Consider the following 15,741-nt stretch of genomic DNA (forward strand, 5'->3'; position numbering starts at 1 on the left):
CTCGCTGCGATCTCTCGTCAGCGGGAGGCGAATTCTACAGCGTTTCAAACCGCTGTCAACTGCCTTTTTCACCGCTGCCGATCTTTCGATCGAAGCCCTTCCGGATGACCCTGGAACCGCTAACTCCTTGAAACTCAAGGAGTTTTCAGTTCCGACTGCGCCGGAAGTGGGGCGAATTATAGACACATCCGCAGGGGCGTCAAGGACTTATTTCAACTTTGTTTCAGCGGGGGCGTTTTGACTATTAAGTAGCAAGCTTCAAGCTGCAAGTAAAAGCAGGGGCACCGCGCTCAACTTGTAGCTTGCAGCTTATAGCTTGAAGCTTTAGACCACCTTGGCCACCCGCAGACGCTCGATCTCCGATGCCGCCAGGCCAAGCACTTCGCCGAGGATCTGCTCGGTATGCTCCCCCAGCAGCGGCGGTGCATGCCGGTACTCCACCGGCGTCTCGGACAATCGAATCGGGCTGGCCACCTGCGGCACCTGCCCGGCAAGCGGGTGCGGCATCTCGATCGCCAGGCCCCGCGCCTTGACCTGAGGGTCGGCAAACATCTGCGCCAGGTCATTGATGGGCCCGCACGGCACACCCGCCTGCTCCAGCTGCGCGACCCACTCAGCGGTGGTCTTGAACACCGTGGCCTGGCGGATCAGTGGAATCAGCTCGGCACGATTGGCAACCCGCTGCTTATTAGTAGCAAAGCGTGGATCGTCCGCCCACTGCGGCTGGCCAGCAACCTCGGCGAACTTGCGGAACTGCCCGTCGTTGCCCACGGTGAGGATGAAGTCGCCGTCAGCGGTAGGGAAGTCCTGGTAAGGCACGATGTTGGGATGGGCATTACCCAGACGCCGAGGCGGCGTGCCGGTGGTGAGGTAGTTCATGGCCTGGTTGGCCAGGCAGGCAACCTGCACGTCCAGCAGCGCCATATCAATATGCTGGCCGCCGCCATCGCGGTCACGATGGGCGAGGGCGGCCAGGATCGCCACGGTCGAGTACAGCCCGGTGAGGATGTCGGTCAATGCGACACCGACCTTTACCGGACCGGCACCTTCTTCACCCTCTGGCCGCCCGGTCAGGCTCATCAAGCCACCCAGGCCCTGGATCATGAAGTCGTAGCCGGCGCGCTTGGCATAGGGCCCGGTCTGGCCGAAGCCGGTGACCGAGCAATACACCAGGCGCGGGTTGATTGCCTTCAGGCTTTCGTAATCCAGCCCATAGGCAGCCAGCCCACCCACCTTGAAGTTCTCGATCAGCACATCCGACTTGGCTGCCAGCTCGCGCACCAGGCGCTGGCCCTCGGGCTGGGTGAAGTCGATGGTCAGCGAGCGCTTGTTGCGGTTGGCCGCCAGGTAGTAGGCCGCCTCGCTGGTGTTCTCGCCGCAGGCATCCCTAAGGAAGGGCGGCCCCCAGGCGCGTGTGTCATCGCCGCTGCCCGGGCGCTCGACCTTGATCACTTCGGCGCCCAGGTCAGCAAGTATCTGCCCGGACCAGGGCCCGGCCAGCACTCGCGACAGATCCAGCACCCGCAGATGAGATAGCGCGCCCATGGCTGGCTCCTTATTAATAGAAGGACTGGATGCCGGTCTGCGCGCGACCGAGGATCAGCGCGTGCACGTCGTGGGTGCCTTCATAGGTGTTGACCACCTCGAGGTTGACCAGGTGACGGGCCACACCGAACTCGTCGGAGATACCGTTGCCGCCCAGCATGTCGCGGGCCATCCGGGCGATGTCCAGGGCCTTGCCGCAGGAGTTGCGCTTCATGATCGAGGTGATTTCGACCGCAGCGGTGCCTTCGTCCTTCATCCGGCCCAGGCGCAGGCAGCCTTGCAGCGCCAAGGTGATTTCAGTCTGCATGTCGGCCAGTTTCTTCTGGATCAGCTGGTTGGCAGCCAACGGGCGACCGAACTGCTTGCGGTCCAGGGTGTATTGGCGCGCGGTGTGCCAGCAGGCTTCAGCGGCGCCCAGGGCACCCCAGGAGATGCCATAGCGTGCGGAGTTCAGGCAGGTGAACGGACCTTTCAGGCCGCGCACATCCGGGAAGATGTTCTCTTCGGGCACGAACACGTTGTCCATGACGATTTCGCCGGTGATCGAAGCGCGCAGGCCGACCTTGCCGTGAATCGCCGGGGCACTCAGGCCCTGCCAGCCCTTTTCCAGGACGAAGCCGCGGATGTCGCCAGCATCATCCTTGGCCCAGACCACGAACACGTCGGCAATCGGGCTGTTGGTGATCCACATCTTGCTGCCGCTCAGACGATAGCCGCCGTCGACCTTCTTGGCGCGAGTGATCATCGAGCCCGGGTCGGAACCATGGTCTGGCTCGGTCAGGCCGAAGCAGCCTATCCACTCGCCGCTGGCGAGCTTGGGCAGGTACTTCTGCTTCTGCGCCTCGGTACCGAATTCGTTGATCGGCACCATGACCAGAGAGGACTGCACGCTCATCATCGAGCGGTAGCCGGAATCGATACGCTCCACTTCCCGGGCAATCAGGCCGTAGCACACGTAGTTCAGGCCGCTGCCGCCGTATTGCTCGGGGATGGTTGCGCCGAGCAGGCCGACTTCACCCATCTCGCGGAAGATCGCAGGGTCGGTATGCTCGTGACGGAACGCTTCCAGCACGCGCGGGGCCAGCTTGTCCTGGGCGAACTGATAAGCGCTGTCACGCACCATGCGCTCTTCTTCAGTGAGCTGTTGGTCGAGCAACAGCGGGTCGATCCAGTTGAAGCTTGCTTTACCGGCCATGAGCGAATCCTCGAGAAATGGGACCAGAGTTGTTGTGCATTGATCCTAGGCCCGTTCAGGCGACGAGACAAACGAGGATTGCGCATGCTCTTGTGATAATTTCTCACTTCGTAATGGTCACAAAGGCCATCTTTACGCCTTATTAGTGAGGTTGATGTACATGCGGCGCAAGATCCCCAGTACGGCGGCCCTGGTCTGCTTCGAGGCAGCCGCCCGCCACGAGAGCTTTACCAAGGCTTCCCAGGAGCTATCCCTGACCCAGGGCGCCGTATGTCGGCAAATCGCCGGGCTCGAGGAGTTTCTCAATGTCGAATTGTTTCGCCGCTCCCGCCGCGGGGTGAAGCTCACCGAAGCCGGGCTTTCCTATAGCCGCCGGGTCGCCACCCAGCTCGATGCGGTGGAACGCGACACCTTGTCGGTGATGGGCCAGCAGGGCGCCAACGTCATCGAGCTAGCGGTGGTACCGACATTCGGCACCCAATGGCTGCTGCCGCGGCTCAAGGACTTCCAGCAGCGCCATCCCGAGGTCACGGTCAACCTGACCAACCGCACCCGGCCATTCCTGTTTGCCGATACCAGCTTCGACGCGGCGATCTACTTCGGTGATGCCGACTGGTCGGGCACCGAGTCCCATCGTCTGATGGGCGAGAACCCCGTGCCGGTGTGCAGCCCGGCGTTGCTTGGCAATAACAAGCAGCTCACGGGCGAGCAGATCGCCCAGTTACCGCTGCTGCAACAGACCACTCGGCCCTACGCCTGGCGCCAGTGGTTCAACAGCCTGGAAATGAACGTCGCCCGCGACATGACCGGCCCGCGCTATGAGCTATTCTCGATGTTGGCACAGGCCGCCATGCACGAGATGGGCGTGGCGCTGATTCCGCCCTTCCTGATCCAGCGCGAACTGGCAGAAGGGCGCCTGGTGGTGGCCAGCCCGCACGCGCTGTCGAGCATCAAGGCGTATTACCTGATGATCCCCGAGCGTAAGGTGGAATCGGCTTCGCTGCGCGCTTTCCGCGACTGGCTGGTGGGAGAGGCGAGCCGCTACGCCGCAGCGCATAAGGACGACAGCTATAACTTGACCCCGTAGTCAACAAAACTTAAACCCTACAGATATAAGGAAATGTCGCATTTAGGCCAACTGTTTCAGAGGCCCTCACAAAAGCCCTTAACCCTGCTGTTTATGCGGCCTTCACAGCATAAATCGCGCTTTTAGCCAGGCATTCAGCAATTTCGGCGGAAAATTTTCAAATTTTACCGTAATCTCCCTGAAGCCCGCGCTTGGCGGGCTCCAGGCCTGTTATTGCGACATTCGGTCACAGGGTGACTTGTAGTTTGATTGCCGTCACCCTTCAAAACTGGTTGAAGCGATTCAGGAATCACCTGCAAAATGCCGCGCCCCGCTTGAATTCGGCGGGATCGTGCTGATCGGCCGCCCCAGCGCACCATCCGCAGTGCGCTGGTTTACCAACAAAAGATCACGCAGGAGAAATGACGTGCACATTGGTGTTCCTCTCGAAACGCAGACGGGCGAAACACGGGTTGCTGCAACCCCGGAAACCATCAAGAAACTGATTGGCCAGGGGCATCAGGTCACCGTCCAGAGCGGCGCCGGCATCAACGCCAGCGTTCCGGACAGTGCCTATGAAGCAGCAGGCGCCACTATTGGCAGCGCTGCCGATGCGTTTGGAGCTCAGCTGGTTCTGAAAGTTGTAGCCCCTGACGATAGCGAACTGGCCCAGATCAAGAGCGGCACCGTCCTGGTGGGCATGCTCAATCCATTCAATAACGAAACCATCGCCAAGATGGCCGAGCGCGGCATTACCGCCTTTGCCCTTGAAGCCGCGCCGCGCACCTCGCGGGCACAGAGCCTCGATGTGTTGTCGTCGCAAGCCAACATTGCCGGTTACAAGGCCGTGTTGCTGGCCGCTCACCACTATCCGCGCTTCATGCCGATGCTGATGACGGCCGCCGGGACCGTCAAGGCTGCCCGCGTGCTGATCCTCGGTGCCGGTGTCGCGGGGCTGCAGGCCATCGCCACGGCCAAGCGCCTGGGTGCGGTGATCGAAGCGTCGGACGTGCGTCCGGCGGTGAAGGAGCAGATCGAATCGCTGGGCGCCAAGTTCATCGATGTCCCTTACGAGACCGATGAAGAGCGCGAGTGCGCCGAAGGTGTCGGCGGCTATGCGCGGCCCATGCCGGCCAGCTGGATGCAGCGCCAGGCCCTGGCGGTGCACGAGCGCGCCAAACAGGCCGATATCGTCATTACCACCGCACTGATCCCCGGCCGCAAGGCACCGACCTTGCTCAGCGCCGAAACCGTGGCGCAGATGAAACCCGGCTCGGTGGTCATTGACCTGGCCGCGGCCCAAGGTGGCAACTGCCCGCTGACCGTCGCTGACCAGGTGGTGGTGGAGCAGGGCGTGACCATCGTCGGCCCGACCAATCTGCCAGCCCAGGTCGGCGCTGATGCCTCGGCCCTGTATGCACGCAACCTGCTCGACTTCATGAAGCTGCTGTTCGACAAGGACGGCGCGCTGACGATCAACCTCGAAGACGACATCGTCGCCGCGTGCCTGATGTGCCGCGACGGCCAGGTCATCCGCAAGAACGGATAAGGAGCCAGACAATGGAAGACATGCTGATCTCTCACAACGTCTATAACCTGATCATCTTCGTGCTGGCGATCTATGTCGGTTACCACGTGGTCTGGAACGTCACCCCGGCGCTGCACACGCCGTTGATGGCGGTCACCAACGCCATCTCCGCCATCGTCATCGTCGGCGCCATGCTGGCCGCCGCGCTGACCGTCACGCCGCTGGGCAAGACCATGGGCACCCTCGCGGTGGCCCTGGCAGCGGTCAACGTATTCGGCGGTTTCCTCGTCACCCGGCGCATGCTGGAGATGTTCAAGAAGAAAGCCCCAGGCAAGGGCGCAGCGAAGCAAGAGGGGCAGAAGTAAACATGAGCATGAACCTGGTAACACTTCTCTACCTTGTCGCCTCGGTGTGCTTCATCCAGGCGCTCAAGGGCCTATCGCACCCGACCACGTCACGGCGCGGCAACCTGTTCGGCATGCTCGGCATGGCCCTGGCGATCATCACCACCATCGGCCTCATCTATAAGCTGGGCGCGGAGCTGGCTACCGATGGCATCGGCTACGTGATCGTCGGCCTGCTGGTCGGCGGTACTGCCGGCTCGATCATGGCCAAGCGCGTTGAAATGACCAAGATGCCCGAGCTGGTTGCCTTCATGCACAGCATGATCGGTCTGGCCGCGGTGTTCATCGCCGTTGCCGCGGTGGTCGAGCCGCAATCGCTGGGCATCGTTGCCAGCATCAGCGACCCGATCCCTAGCGGTAACCGCCTGGAGCTGTTCCTCGGCGCCGCCATTGGTGCGATCACCTTCTCGGGTTCGGTCATTGCCTTCGGCAAGCTGTCGGGCAAGTACAAGTTTCGCCTGTTCCAGGGCGCACCAGTACAGTTCAGCGGCCAGCACAAGCTGAACCTGATCCTCGGCCTTGCCACCATCGGCCTGGGCCTGATGTTCACCTTCACCGGCAGCTACAGCGCCTTTGCCCTGATGCTGATCCTGGCGTTCGTCATGGGCGTGCTGATCATCATCCCGATTGGCGGCGCCGACATGCCGGTGGTGGTGTCGATGCTCAACAGCTACTCGGGCTGGGCGGCGGCGGGTATCGGCTTCTCGCTGAACAACTCGATGCTGATCATCGCCGGCTCCCTGGTCGGTTCGTCCGGTGCGATCCTCTCGTACATCATGTGCAAGGCGATGAACCGTTCGTTCTTCAACGTGATCCTCGGCGGTTTCGGCGGCGCGGCAGAAGCGGCCGGCCCGGCCGGCGCCAAGGAAGCCCGTCCGGTGAAATCCGGTTCGGCCGACGACGCGACCTTCCTGCTCAGCAACGCCGACACCGTGATCATCGTTCCTGGCTACGGCCTGGCAGTAGCGCGTGCCCAGCACGCGTTGAAAGAGCTGACCGAGAAACTGACCCACAACGGCGTGACCGTGAAGTACGCGATCCACCCGGTAGCGGGGCGCATGCCCGGGCACATGAACGTACTGCTGGCCGAAGCCGAAGTGCCGTACGACCAGGTGTTCGAGATGGACGACATCAACTCCGAGTTCGGCCAGGCCGACGTGGTCCTGGTTCTGGGCGCCAACGATGTGGTCAACCCGGCGGCGAAGAACGATCCGAAATCGCCGATTGCCGGCATGCCGATCCTCGAAGCCTTCAAGGCCAAGACCATCATCGTCAACAAGCGCTCGATGGCCAGCGGCTATGCCGGCCTGGATAACGAGCTGTTCTACCTGGACAAGACCATGATGGTCTTCGGCGACGCCAAGAAGGTCATCGAAGACATGGTCAAAGCGGTCGAATAAGCCGTTCAACCCGCTGTGACAAATAGCCCCAGTGCGGTACCGGCTGGGGCTTTTTCATGCCCGGCCAGCCGACAGAAGGCTCTATTTCAGGGCTTCGCATTCGACCTTGGTCGCGGGACGAAGCCAGGCGAAAACACTAGACTGCGCATCTAGCTTTAGTAGCCCGAGATAACAATCCATGTACCGTGATCGTATCCGCTTGTCCTCCCTGCACAGCAAGGTAATGAGTGCGGCTGATGCCGCTGGCCTGATCGAGGACGGCATGACCGTCGGCATGAGCGGTTTTACCCGTGCCGGTGAAGCCAAGGCCGTGCCCCATGCACTGGCCGAACGCGCCAAGCAGTCGCCCCTGAAAATCAGCCTGATGACCGGCGCAAGCCTGGGCAACGACCTCGACAAACAGCTGACCGAGGCCGGGGTACTGGCCCGTCGCATGCCGTTCCAGGTCGACAGCACCCTGCGCAAGGCCATCAACGACGGCAAGGTCATGTTCATCGACCAACACCTGTCGGAAACCGTCGAGCAGCTGCGCAACCAGCAGCTCAAGCTGCCGGACATCGCGGTCATCGAAGCGGTCGCCATCACCGAGCAAGGCCACATCGTGCCGACCACCTCGGTGGGCAACTCGGCCAGCTTCGCGATTTTCGCCAAACAGGTGATCGTCGAGATCAACCTGGCGCACAACGCCAACCTGGAAGGTCTGCACGACATCTATATCCCGACCTACCGCCCGACCCGTACGCCGATCCCGCTGGTAAAAGTCGATGACCGCATCGGCAGCACCGCGATCCCGATCGACCCGGCCAAGATTGTCGGTATCGTCATCACCGAGCAGTCGGACTCGCCGTCCACCGTGCTGCCGCCAGACGACGAAACCCAGGGCATCGCCAACCACCTGATCAACTTCCTCAAGCAGGAAGTGAACGCCGGGCGCATGACCAACAAGCTCGGCCCGCTGCAGGCCGGTATCGGCAACATCGCCAACGCGGTAATGTGCGGCCTGATCGACTCCCCATTCGAAGACCTGACCATGTACTCCGAAGTACTGCAGGACTCGACCTTCGACCTGATCGACGCCGGCAAGCTGAGCTTCGCCTCGGGCAGCTCGATCACCCTGTCGACCCGCCGTAACGCCGACGTGTTCGGCAACCTGGAGCGCTACAAGGACAAGCTGGTCCTGCGCCCGCAGGAAATCTCCAACCACCCTGAAGTGGTCCGCCGCCTGGGCATCATCGGTATCAACACCGCCCTTGAGTTCGACCTGTACGGCAACGTCAACTCCACTCACGTCTGCGGCACGCGGATGATGAACGGCATCGGTGGCTCGGGTGACTTCGCCCGTAACGCGCACCTGGCGATCTTCGTCACCAAGTCGATTGCCAAGGGCGGGGCGATTTCCAGCGTGGTGCCAATGGTCAGCCACGTCGACCACACCGAGCACGACGTCGACATCCTCGTCACCGAGCAGGGCCTGGCTGACCTGCGCGGCCTGGCGCCACGCGAACGTGCCCGGGTGATCATCGACAACTGCGTGCACCCGGATTACCGCGACGCGCTGAACGACTATTTCACCCGCGCCTGCGAACGCGGCGGCCACACGCCGCACATTCTGCGCGAAGCCCTGGCCTGGCACGAAAACCTGGAAGAAACCGGGCGCATGCTCGCCAGCTGACCTGCACAGTGACCCGCCGGTTGTGCGCAATGCCAACCGGCCGGGCAACTGATTTATTTATCCAGGCAAAAACTGTTCTACTGTACCGGTGATTTCATCGCCTTTTTCCGCTTCGTCATCCCTCTCTTGATCAAGAATGCACCATTTCAGTGCCGACCAGTACAGTTGCGCCTATTCCGAGTGCAACAGTCGCTTAAAACAGTTAACTGGCCCATCACAATGTAGGTGAACTGTATCTACTGTTATGGACGACAGAGGAGGATCATTGGCATCAGTTAAATCACTACCTAATGCCGCCACAAGCGGAAGGATGACATCATGGAACGTACCCTCAGTTCCGATCTGGTTTTCGAAAACACCGCCGAACAATCCAAGGCCTCGCTGCCACTGCGCCTGCTGGCCAACCTGATGCTGTGGCAACGCCGCATTGCCAGCCGCCACCAACTGGCTCGCCTGGATTCGCGTCTGCTGGCCGACGCCGGTATCAGCGAAGCACAACGCTACGAAGAGCTGAGCAAGCCGTTCTGGCGTTAATGCAGGGCTCGCCGGCCAAGGCCGGCACCTCGAATTCCCCAAAACCCGTCGCAGGTGACTGCTGACGGGTTTTTTCGTTTAAAGGCCCGGGCTAGAGCGGCTGACGCCACGACATGTACAGTTCTATATTTAAAGAATATGACCGGTACAGTTGATAAATCTTGCGACGATGTGGTCCAACCCTCAGGTTCCTATCGCGTGATACCCTTAGCGTACCCAGCTTGGTAAAAAGTAGCGCAACAAGCTGAGCGTGCGTCTGACATAAGAACCACCAAAGCCTATCCAGGAGATCGACCATGTTCCATTCACGCTTGTTTGGCGCCGCGCTGCTGCTGGCCCTGGCTTCCACTGCCAACGCCACCAGCTTTGTCGTCACCACCGATACCGTCGTTCGTGGTGTCGCCGCCTCTACTGATGCCACCTCCGACGTGTCGTCCTCCTTCCGTGACGACAAGATTGTCCAGGCCGCTCGTGACGACGCTGCCAGCTTCGTTGCCAGCCACGGTGATATCCGCGGCGCGAAACTGGAGAGCGCTTTCGCCCATATTCGCCAGCAGACCCCAACGCTGCAGGCCAGCGACGCGCAACTGGCACAGGCCATCCTGGCGCTCTGAAGTCGCTCGCTTCCGGCGGCATGTAACACCATGCAACCAAGCCGGGCCCTCTGCGCTGGTCCTCACCGGCGCATTGGGATAGCCTTTGGCGCTTGATTCAGCTGCCGTTCGAGACCCATGCGTTATCTGTCATTGCTGTTGCTCGTGTTCTGTTGGTGTGGTGCCGCCCTGGCGCTGGACCTGACCACCAACAACCTTGTCGTCAGTGGTTACGTCACCAGCAAAGTGACGTCAGTGCCCTTCGATCGCAAACTGCTGCTGGCCGCCCATGACGATGCTGCGGCCTTTGTGGCCAGCGATGGCCAGTGGCGGGGCGCTCGCCTTGAGGCGGTACTGAACCGGCTGCGTCAGGCCAACCCACAACTTCATGCCAGCGACCTTGAACTGGCGCAGGCAATTCTCGTCCAATGATTACTTCTGTTCTCCCGGAGATGCTCCATGCGTAACCCGCTGATTGCCGCCACCCTTGGCCTTCTGTTGCTGGCCGATGTAGCCCAGGCACAAACCCTGGTGGCCACCAGCAACATTATCGTTCGCGCCTTTGGCCGCTCGATCGATTTCACCTCCGACACCACCACTTCGATTCGCGATTCCAAAGTCGTGCGCGAAGCCCGCGACGATGCCGCCAGCTATGTCGCCAGCCGTGGCGAGATCCGTGGCGCGCAGCTAGAAGCGGCCTTCGACACCCTGCGCCAGCGTGTTCCAGAAGCACGCCAGGCCAGCGACCAGGTCCTGGCTGAAGCCATTCTCGCCCTGTGAAACCGCTACGTGCCTGGCTGCTGGGCTGCTTGCTGACACTGTTCGGCAGCCCGGCACTGGCCGACCTGCAGCTGGTGCTGCAGGCCGATGGCCTGAGCCCGCAACAACAGCGGGCCAGCCAGGCATTGCTGGATGAAGCCCTGCAGGCCCTGCCGCCGAGCTTCAAGACCCGCCTTGACCGACGCATCCAGGTCAGCTGGAGCAGCCGCATGCCAGAGGACGCCTATGGCCAGGCGTCGCCGGTATCCACCCTGGAACTCAACAGCCGCCTGCTGCCAAGCCTCACCGATGGCAGCGCCGCCACGCAAAAAACCAGCCGCCCCCACGGCAGCGTACGCCAGGAACTGCTGGCCACCGTCCTGCATGAACTGACCCACATTTATGACCGCGCCCGCCTATGGCAGGGTGCGCAGCGCCGGCTGATCACCCAGTGCAGCCGGCAGCAGAACAGTCAGGGCAAAGTCGGTCTGCCCGAGCAGTGCCGTGGCCAGACCGAACGCCGCTTCACCCTCAGCGACGACCCGCGCCTGCTCGACCTGGCCGGCTGGCAGCAGTATGTAGGCCGCCGCGGCGAGCGTGAGCAGCACAACCGCCAGGTGGCACGCAGCCCCGACAGCTATGAGCTGAGCAGCCCCAAGGAATTCATTGCGGTCAACATGGAGTACTTCCTGCTTGACCCCAGTTTTGCCTGTCGGCGCCCGGCCCTGCAGGCTTACCTGAAGGGGCATTTCGACTGGGCGCCCGAGCATCCGCCATGCCCGAGCGCATTGCCATTTCTCAACGCCGGCAATGACTTTGCCAAATCGCCGCTGGGCGAGATCGACCCCGAGCGGGTCTACGCCGTGGATTACCTGCTGGCCGAAGCCAACCAGAACTGGGTCAGCCGCTGGGGCCACAGCATGTTGCGCCTGGTGATCTGCGCCCCGGGGCGCCCGCGCGGGCCGGACTGCCGCCTGGACCTGGACCAGCACCTGGTGCTGTCGTACCGGGCCTTCGTCAATGACGTGCAACTGTCGAGCTGGGACGGTTTGACCGGTGCCTATCCGTCGCGACTGTTCGTCTTGCCACTGGCACAGGTGATCGACGAGTACACCAAGACCGAACTGCGCAGCCTCGCCTCGATCCCGCTCAGGCTCAACCGCGACGAACTGGAAAGCCTGGTGCGCCAGGCCGCCGAGATGCACTGGAGCTACGACGGCAACTACTACTTCCTGTCCAACAACTGTGCGGTTGAAACCCTCAAGCTATTGCGCAGCGGCACCGCCAACCCACGCCTGAACGATCTGGACAGCATCGTCCCCAATGGCTTGCTCGAAGTGCTCGAAGGCCGTGGCCTGGCGGATGTCAGCGTACTCGACGACCCGCGCGAGGCCTTGCGCCTGGGTTACCGCTTCGACTCCTACCGGGACCGCTACCAGGCGATGTTCCTGGTGCTGAAGAAGCAACTGCCGATCAAGCAGGACAACGTGGAAGCCTGGCTGGAGCAGTCCGCCGAGCAACGCCAGCAGTGGTTTGCCCAGGCTGATCTGCGCACCAGCGCGGCGTTGCTGCTCCTGGAGCAAGCCAGCCTGCGCCGGCAACTGTTGCTGGCCCAGGACGAGGTGAAACAACGCTATCTCACCGGGCGTGAGCTCAACGACGCCAGCGTCGGCAAGGCCAACAACACCCTGCAGCAGATCCTCGCCAACAGCGGTTTTCTCAGCCGCCCGGCGGAACTGCTGGGCAGCAGCGGTTACGGCCTGCCCCAGGCCAGCGAGCGCGAAAAGCTGCTGAGTGCAACCAGCGAGCGGCAAAAACAGCTGCAAACCCTCAGCGCCGACCTCGACAAGGAGGTCCGAGCCTTGCTCGGCCCGGCCCGTGCGGCTGAAATCAAGGCGGTCGAGGCCAACATCAAGCAGGTGGGCGAACATTTGCGTGCGCTGCACAAGGCCGGCGGCGGCCTGCAACTGCCCTGATCACAGGGTTTCGCCGTGCTCCTCAGGCAACTGTTCATCCAAATGCAGCCAGGGCAGGCGGCTGTCGATCCAGATGTGCCGGTTCGGCGGCGCCAGTTCGGGCTGGTCGAGCGTGGTAACCGTAACATCGATGCTCTGCGGGCTCAGATCAGTGGTCAGCGCCACATGGGCACCACAACGGCTACAGAAATAGCGCACGCAACTGGCCGACGAGTCGTAGCGTTGCGGCGTGCCGCTCAACCATTGGAAATCATCGCAATCCACCGTCAACCAGGTGATCAGTAAACCACCACTGACCCGACGGCAAACCGAACAATGGCAGTGGGCAACATCCGTCAATGGACCTTGAATCCGGTAGCGCAGGGCGCCGCAATGGCAGCCGCCTTCGTACGAATCACGCATCGCTCCCTCCTGATACCTACTGGCTGATAGCCAACAATGCACCTCTCGTCGGCTTTGGGCCAGCGAAAGCTGGCTGAAAGCTTCCCGCCTTAGGATTGCCCCACTACCGGCACAAGACCGGTCAGCCAGGGCCCCGTGTGTTGCATGCGGCGCCCGGCCCAATTAACAACAACAATGGTGATACTGATGCTTTCCTACGCCCGCCTCCCTGCAGCAATCCCTCCGCTATTCCACGCGCCGCGCCCCGTGCGCTGATCCGCCCGAATCGTTCTTCCTTCGACGCGCTACGCCTGGAGTACTCCCATGCTGACCTTCCTCGGCTTTGCCATGGTCATCACCTTCATGTACCTGATCATGACCAAGCGCCTGTCGGCCTTGATCGCGCTGATCCTGGTACCGATCCTGTTCGCCCTGTTCGGTGGTTTTTCCGTCAAGATCGGCCCGATGATGCTCGAAGGCATCAGCAAACTGGCGCCGACCGGGGTCATGCTGATGTTTGCGATCCTGTATTTCGCCCTGATGATCGACTCCGGCCTGTTTGACCCGGCCGTGCGCAAGATCCTCAAGCTGGTCAAGGGCGACCCGCTGAAAGTCTCGGTCGGCACCGCAGTACTGGCCCTGGTGGTGTCGATGGATGGCGATGGCGCCACCACTTACATGATCTGCGTGGCAGCCATGCTGCCGCTGTACAGCCGCCTGGGCATGAGCCCACGGATCATGGCCGGCCTGATCATCCTCGCCGGCGGCATCATGAACATGACCCCCTGGGGTGGCCCGACCGCTCGCGCCGCCAGCGCCCTGCATGTCGACCCGTCAGCGATCTTCGTACCGATGATTCCAGCCATGCTCGCCGGTGTCCTCGCCCTCCTGGCGATTGCCTATGCGTACGGCAAGCGTGAACGTGCGCGCCTGGGTGAACTGCACCTGCCGGGTGATGAAATCGATCACAGCGAAATCAGCGTTTCGCAGTTCCCGGACGCCCGCCGCCCTAAACTGCTGTGGTTCAACGGCGCCCTGACCGCGCTGCTGATGGTCTCGCTGATCATGGGCCTGTTGCCATTGCCGGTGCTGTTCATGATCGCCTTCAGTATCGCCATGATCGTCAACTACCCGTGCCTGCAGCAGCAGAAAGACCGCATCGCCGCCCATGCCGGTAGCGTACTGGCAGTGACAGGGCTGATTTTCGCGGCGGGCATCTTCACCGGCATCCTCTCCGGCACCGGCATGGTCGATGCCATGTCCAAAAGCCTGTTGGCGGTCATCCCGGATGCGCTGGGCCCTTACCTGGCGGTCATTACCGCGGTTGTGAGCATGCCGTTCACCTTCTTCATGTCCAACGACGCCTTCTACTACGGGGTCTTGCCGGTGCTCTCGGAAGCAGCCAGCCATTACGGCATCTCGCCGGTGGAAATGGCCCGCGCGTCGATCGTCGGCCAGCCCGTGCATCTGCTCAGCCCGCTGGTACCCTCTACGTACCTGTTGGTGGCCCTGGCCGGCATCGAGTTCGGCGATCATCAGCGCTTCACCTTGAAGTGGGCAGTGTTGATCTGCCTGTGCATAATGCTCGCCGCGCTGCTCATGGGAATTTTCCCCCTGTTCAGTAGCCTATAAAACAACAGAGTCACCTAACCGTAGCCGCGCCCCATTGCCTGGGGCGCTCTGCTTACATCGTTCGAAGGAATACACATGGAATGGCTGACCAGCCCAGAGATCTGGGTTGCCTTTTTTACTCTGACGGCGCTTGAGATCGTTCTCGGTATCGACAACATCATCATGATCTCGATCCTGGTCAGCCGCATGCCCAAGCACATGCAACAGCGCACCCGGATCTTCGGCCTGGCACTGGCCATGGTCACCCGGATCCTGCTGCTGCTGTCGATCACCTGGGTAATGCGCCTGACCGCCGATCTGTTCGTAGTGTTCGACCAGGGCATTTCCGGGCGCGACCTGATCCTGTTCTTCGGCGGCCTGTTCCTCTTGTGGAAAAGCTCTCAGGAGATCTACCACGGCCTGGAAGGTGAAGACGAAACCAGCGACGAGCCAAGCGGCGCCGGCGGCAAGTTCTTCTACACCATCATCCAGATCGCGATCATCGACATCGTCTTCTCCCTCGACTCGGTGATCACTGCCGTGGGCATGGTTTCCCACGTACCGGTGATGATCGCCGCGATTATCGTCGCCGTGCTGGTGATGATGCTGTGCGCCGGCGCCATCAGTAACTTCATCGACAAGCACCCGTCGCTGAAGATGCTCGCCCTGTCGTTCCTGATCGTGGTCGGTACCGTGCTGATCGCCGAATCCTTCGACGTACACGTACCGAAAGGCTACGTCTACTTCGCCATGGCGTTCTCGCTGGCAGTCGAAGCGATCAACATCAAGATGCGCACGGCCATGGCCAAGAAGAAGCAACAGAGCGATCCGGTGAAACTTCGCAAGGACATCCCGGGTCAGTAATCCCGGTGCTGTTGAAAAGGGCCCTGCGGGGCCCTTTTTTCATTTAGCGCCATGACAGTTTTGTTTCAAAGGCTGCCATGGCTATGCGATGCTGGCGCCACGGCCGTTGGCCGACTACAGCTTAAGTGAGCACTGGGAAAAACCGCCTGGTAGCAGGACAGGCTCACAGCATTATCCATTTGCCCCACTGGGGCGCATTACAGGGGGCCTTTT

Annotated in this window: 16 protein-coding genes; 13 read left to right on the forward strand and 3 right to left on the reverse strand. The window is 61.5% G+C overall.

From position 1 onward, the window contains the following. Positions 1–241, forward strand: a 241-nt coding sequence (locus tag NLX68_RS00005) for a hypothetical protein (protein WP_254281986.1), incomplete at its 5' end; no start/stop codon positions are given. A gap of 83 nt (positions 242–324) precedes the next feature. Here NLX68_RS00005 and NLX68_RS00010 read toward each other — a convergent pair. Together NLX68_RS00010 and NLX68_RS00015 are read right to left on the reverse strand one after the other, a co-directional pair. Next, positions 325–1,545, reverse strand: coding sequence for a CaiB/BaiF CoA-transferase family protein (locus NLX68_RS00010; RefSeq protein ID WP_254281987.1), 1,221 nt, complete (start codon positions 1,543–1,545; stop codon positions 325–327). Between the two features lie 13 nt (positions 1,546–1,558). After that, on the reverse strand, positions 1,559–2,740 hold the full coding sequence (locus tag NLX68_RS00015) for an acyl-CoA dehydrogenase (RefSeq protein ID WP_100781906.1): 1,182 nt from the start codon (positions 2,738–2,740) through the stop codon (positions 1,559–1,561). A gap of 160 nt (positions 2,741–2,900) precedes the next feature. Here NLX68_RS00015 and NLX68_RS00020 point away from each other — a divergent pair, with 160 nt between their 5' ends. The 10 genes from NLX68_RS00020 to NLX68_RS00065 all read left to right on the forward strand — a co-directional run bounded on the left by NLX68_RS00020 (position 2,901) and on the right by NLX68_RS00065 (position 12,672). Beyond that, a complete protein-coding gene (locus NLX68_RS00020) occupies positions 2,901–3,827 on the forward strand; it encodes a LysR family transcriptional regulator (protein WP_115084991.1) in 927 nt (308 codons plus the stop codon). Positions 3,828–4,233: 406 nt separating this feature from the next. After that, positions 4,234–5,355 (forward strand): Re/Si-specific NAD(P)(+) transhydrogenase subunit alpha, encoded by a 1,122-nt coding sequence (locus tag NLX68_RS00025; protein ID WP_010222584.1) that lies wholly within the window; start codon positions 4,234–4,236, stop codon positions 5,353–5,355. 11 nt (positions 5,356–5,366) lie between these two features. Then, positions 5,367–5,699: an NAD(P) transhydrogenase subunit alpha gene (locus tag NLX68_RS00030; RefSeq protein WP_010222585.1), complete on the forward strand. Its 333-nt coding sequence runs from the start codon at positions 5,367–5,369 to the stop codon at positions 5,697–5,699. A gap of 2 nt (positions 5,700–5,701) precedes the next feature. Beyond that, positions 5,702–7,138, forward strand: a complete 1,437-nt coding sequence (locus tag NLX68_RS00035; RefSeq protein WP_010222587.1) for an NAD(P)(+) transhydrogenase (Re/Si-specific) subunit beta — start codon at positions 5,702–5,704, stop codon at positions 7,136–7,138. Between the two features lie 178 nt (positions 7,139–7,316). After that, positions 7,317–8,810 carry an acetyl-CoA hydrolase/transferase family protein gene (locus NLX68_RS00040; protein WP_254281988.1) on the forward strand — a complete coding sequence of 498 codons (1,494 nt, stop codon included), beginning with the start codon at positions 7,317–7,319 and terminating at the stop codon, positions 8,808–8,810. Between the two features lie 318 nt (positions 8,811–9,128). Beyond that, positions 9,129–9,344, forward strand: coding sequence for a DUF1127 domain-containing protein (locus tag NLX68_RS00045; RefSeq protein ID WP_010222590.1), 216 nt, complete (start codon positions 9,129–9,131; stop codon positions 9,342–9,344). Between the two features lie 296 nt (positions 9,345–9,640). After that, the gene (locus tag NLX68_RS00050; protein ID WP_010222591.1) at positions 9,641–9,958 is read left to right on the forward strand and encodes a DUF2388 domain-containing protein; all 318 of its coding nucleotides are present in this window, start codon (positions 9,641–9,643) and stop codon (positions 9,956–9,958) included. 117 nt (positions 9,959–10,075) lie between these two features. Further along, a complete protein-coding gene (locus NLX68_RS00055) occupies positions 10,076–10,369 on the forward strand; it encodes a DUF2388 domain-containing protein (RefSeq protein ID WP_254281989.1) in 294 nt (97 codons plus the stop codon). Between the two features lie 27 nt (positions 10,370–10,396). Continuing rightward, complete coding sequence (locus NLX68_RS00060; RefSeq protein ID WP_010222593.1) at positions 10,397–10,717, forward strand: DUF2388 domain-containing protein; 321 nt, start codon at positions 10,397–10,399, stop codon at positions 10,715–10,717. After that, a complete protein-coding gene (locus NLX68_RS00065) occupies positions 10,714–12,672 on the forward strand; it encodes a DUF4105 domain-containing protein (protein WP_254281990.1) in 1,959 nt (652 codons plus the stop codon). Before NLX68_RS00060 ends, NLX68_RS00065 begins: the two co-directional genes overlap by 4 nt. Here the strand turns inward: NLX68_RS00065 and NLX68_RS00070 are convergent, their stop codons facing one another. Continuing rightward, positions 12,673–13,074, reverse strand: a complete 402-nt coding sequence (locus tag NLX68_RS00070) for a GFA family protein (RefSeq protein ID WP_254281991.1) — start codon at positions 13,072–13,074, stop codon at positions 12,673–12,675. 303 nt (positions 13,075–13,377) lie between these two features. On the opposite strand from NLX68_RS00070, the gene NLX68_RS00075 reads away from it, so the two are divergent. Both NLX68_RS00075 and NLX68_RS00080 read left to right on the forward strand, forming a co-directional pair. Further along, a complete protein-coding gene (locus NLX68_RS00075) occupies positions 13,378–14,685 on the forward strand; it encodes a CitMHS family transporter (protein WP_254281992.1) in 1,308 nt (435 codons plus the stop codon). A 75-nt stretch (positions 14,686–14,760) separates the two neighbouring features. Further along, on the forward strand, positions 14,761–15,528 hold the full coding sequence (locus NLX68_RS00080; RefSeq protein ID WP_115084425.1) for a TerC family protein: 768 nt from the start codon (positions 14,761–14,763) through the stop codon (positions 15,526–15,528). The last annotated feature ends 213 nt before the right edge of the window (positions 15,529–15,741 follow it).

Source organism: Pseudomonas sp. SBB6 (assembly GCF_024213215.1).
GTDB classification, from domain to species: domain Bacteria; phylum Pseudomonadota; class Gammaproteobacteria; order Pseudomonadales; family Pseudomonadaceae; genus Aquipseudomonas; species Aquipseudomonas donghuensis.

Bases quoted from the DNA above. Each gene is read 5' to 3' on its own strand.
- NLX68_RS00010 (WP_254281987.1), bottom strand. From the start codon at position 1,545: ATGGGCGCGCTATCTCATCTGCGGGTGCTGGATCTGTCGCGAGTGCTG.
- NLX68_RS00015 (WP_100781906.1), bottom strand. From the start codon at position 2,740: ATGGCCGGTAAAGCAAGCTTCAACTGGATCGACCCGCTGTTGCTCGAC.
- NLX68_RS00020 (WP_115084991.1), top strand. From the start codon at position 2,901: ATGCGGCGCAAGATCCCCAGTACGGCGGCCCTGGTCTGCTTCGAGGCA.
- NLX68_RS00030 (WP_010222585.1), top strand. From the start codon at position 5,367: ATGGAAGACATGCTGATCTCTCACAACGTCTATAACCTGATCATCTTC.
- NLX68_RS00035 (WP_010222587.1), top strand. From the start codon at position 5,702: ATGAGCATGAACCTGGTAACACTTCTCTACCTTGTCGCCTCGGTGTGC.
- NLX68_RS00040 (WP_254281988.1), top strand. From the start codon at position 7,317: ATGTACCGTGATCGTATCCGCTTGTCCTCCCTGCACAGCAAGGTAATG.
- NLX68_RS00045 (WP_010222590.1), top strand. From the start codon at position 9,129: ATGGAACGTACCCTCAGTTCCGATCTGGTTTTCGAAAACACCGCCGAA.
- NLX68_RS00050 (WP_010222591.1), top strand. From the start codon at position 9,641: ATGTTCCATTCACGCTTGTTTGGCGCCGCGCTGCTGCTGGCCCTGGCT.
- NLX68_RS00055 (WP_254281989.1), top strand. From the start codon at position 10,076: ATGCGTTATCTGTCATTGCTGTTGCTCGTGTTCTGTTGGTGTGGTGCC.
- NLX68_RS00060 (WP_010222593.1), top strand. From the start codon at position 10,397: ATGCGTAACCCGCTGATTGCCGCCACCCTTGGCCTTCTGTTGCTGGCC.
- NLX68_RS00070 (WP_254281991.1), bottom strand. From the start codon at position 13,074: ATGCGTGATTCGTACGAAGGCGGCTGCCATTGCGGCGCCCTGCGCTAC.
- NLX68_RS00075 (WP_254281992.1), top strand. From the start codon at position 13,378: ATGCTGACCTTCCTCGGCTTTGCCATGGTCATCACCTTCATGTACCTG.
- NLX68_RS00080 (WP_115084425.1), top strand. From the start codon at position 14,761: ATGGAATGGCTGACCAGCCCAGAGATCTGGGTTGCCTTTTTTACTCTG.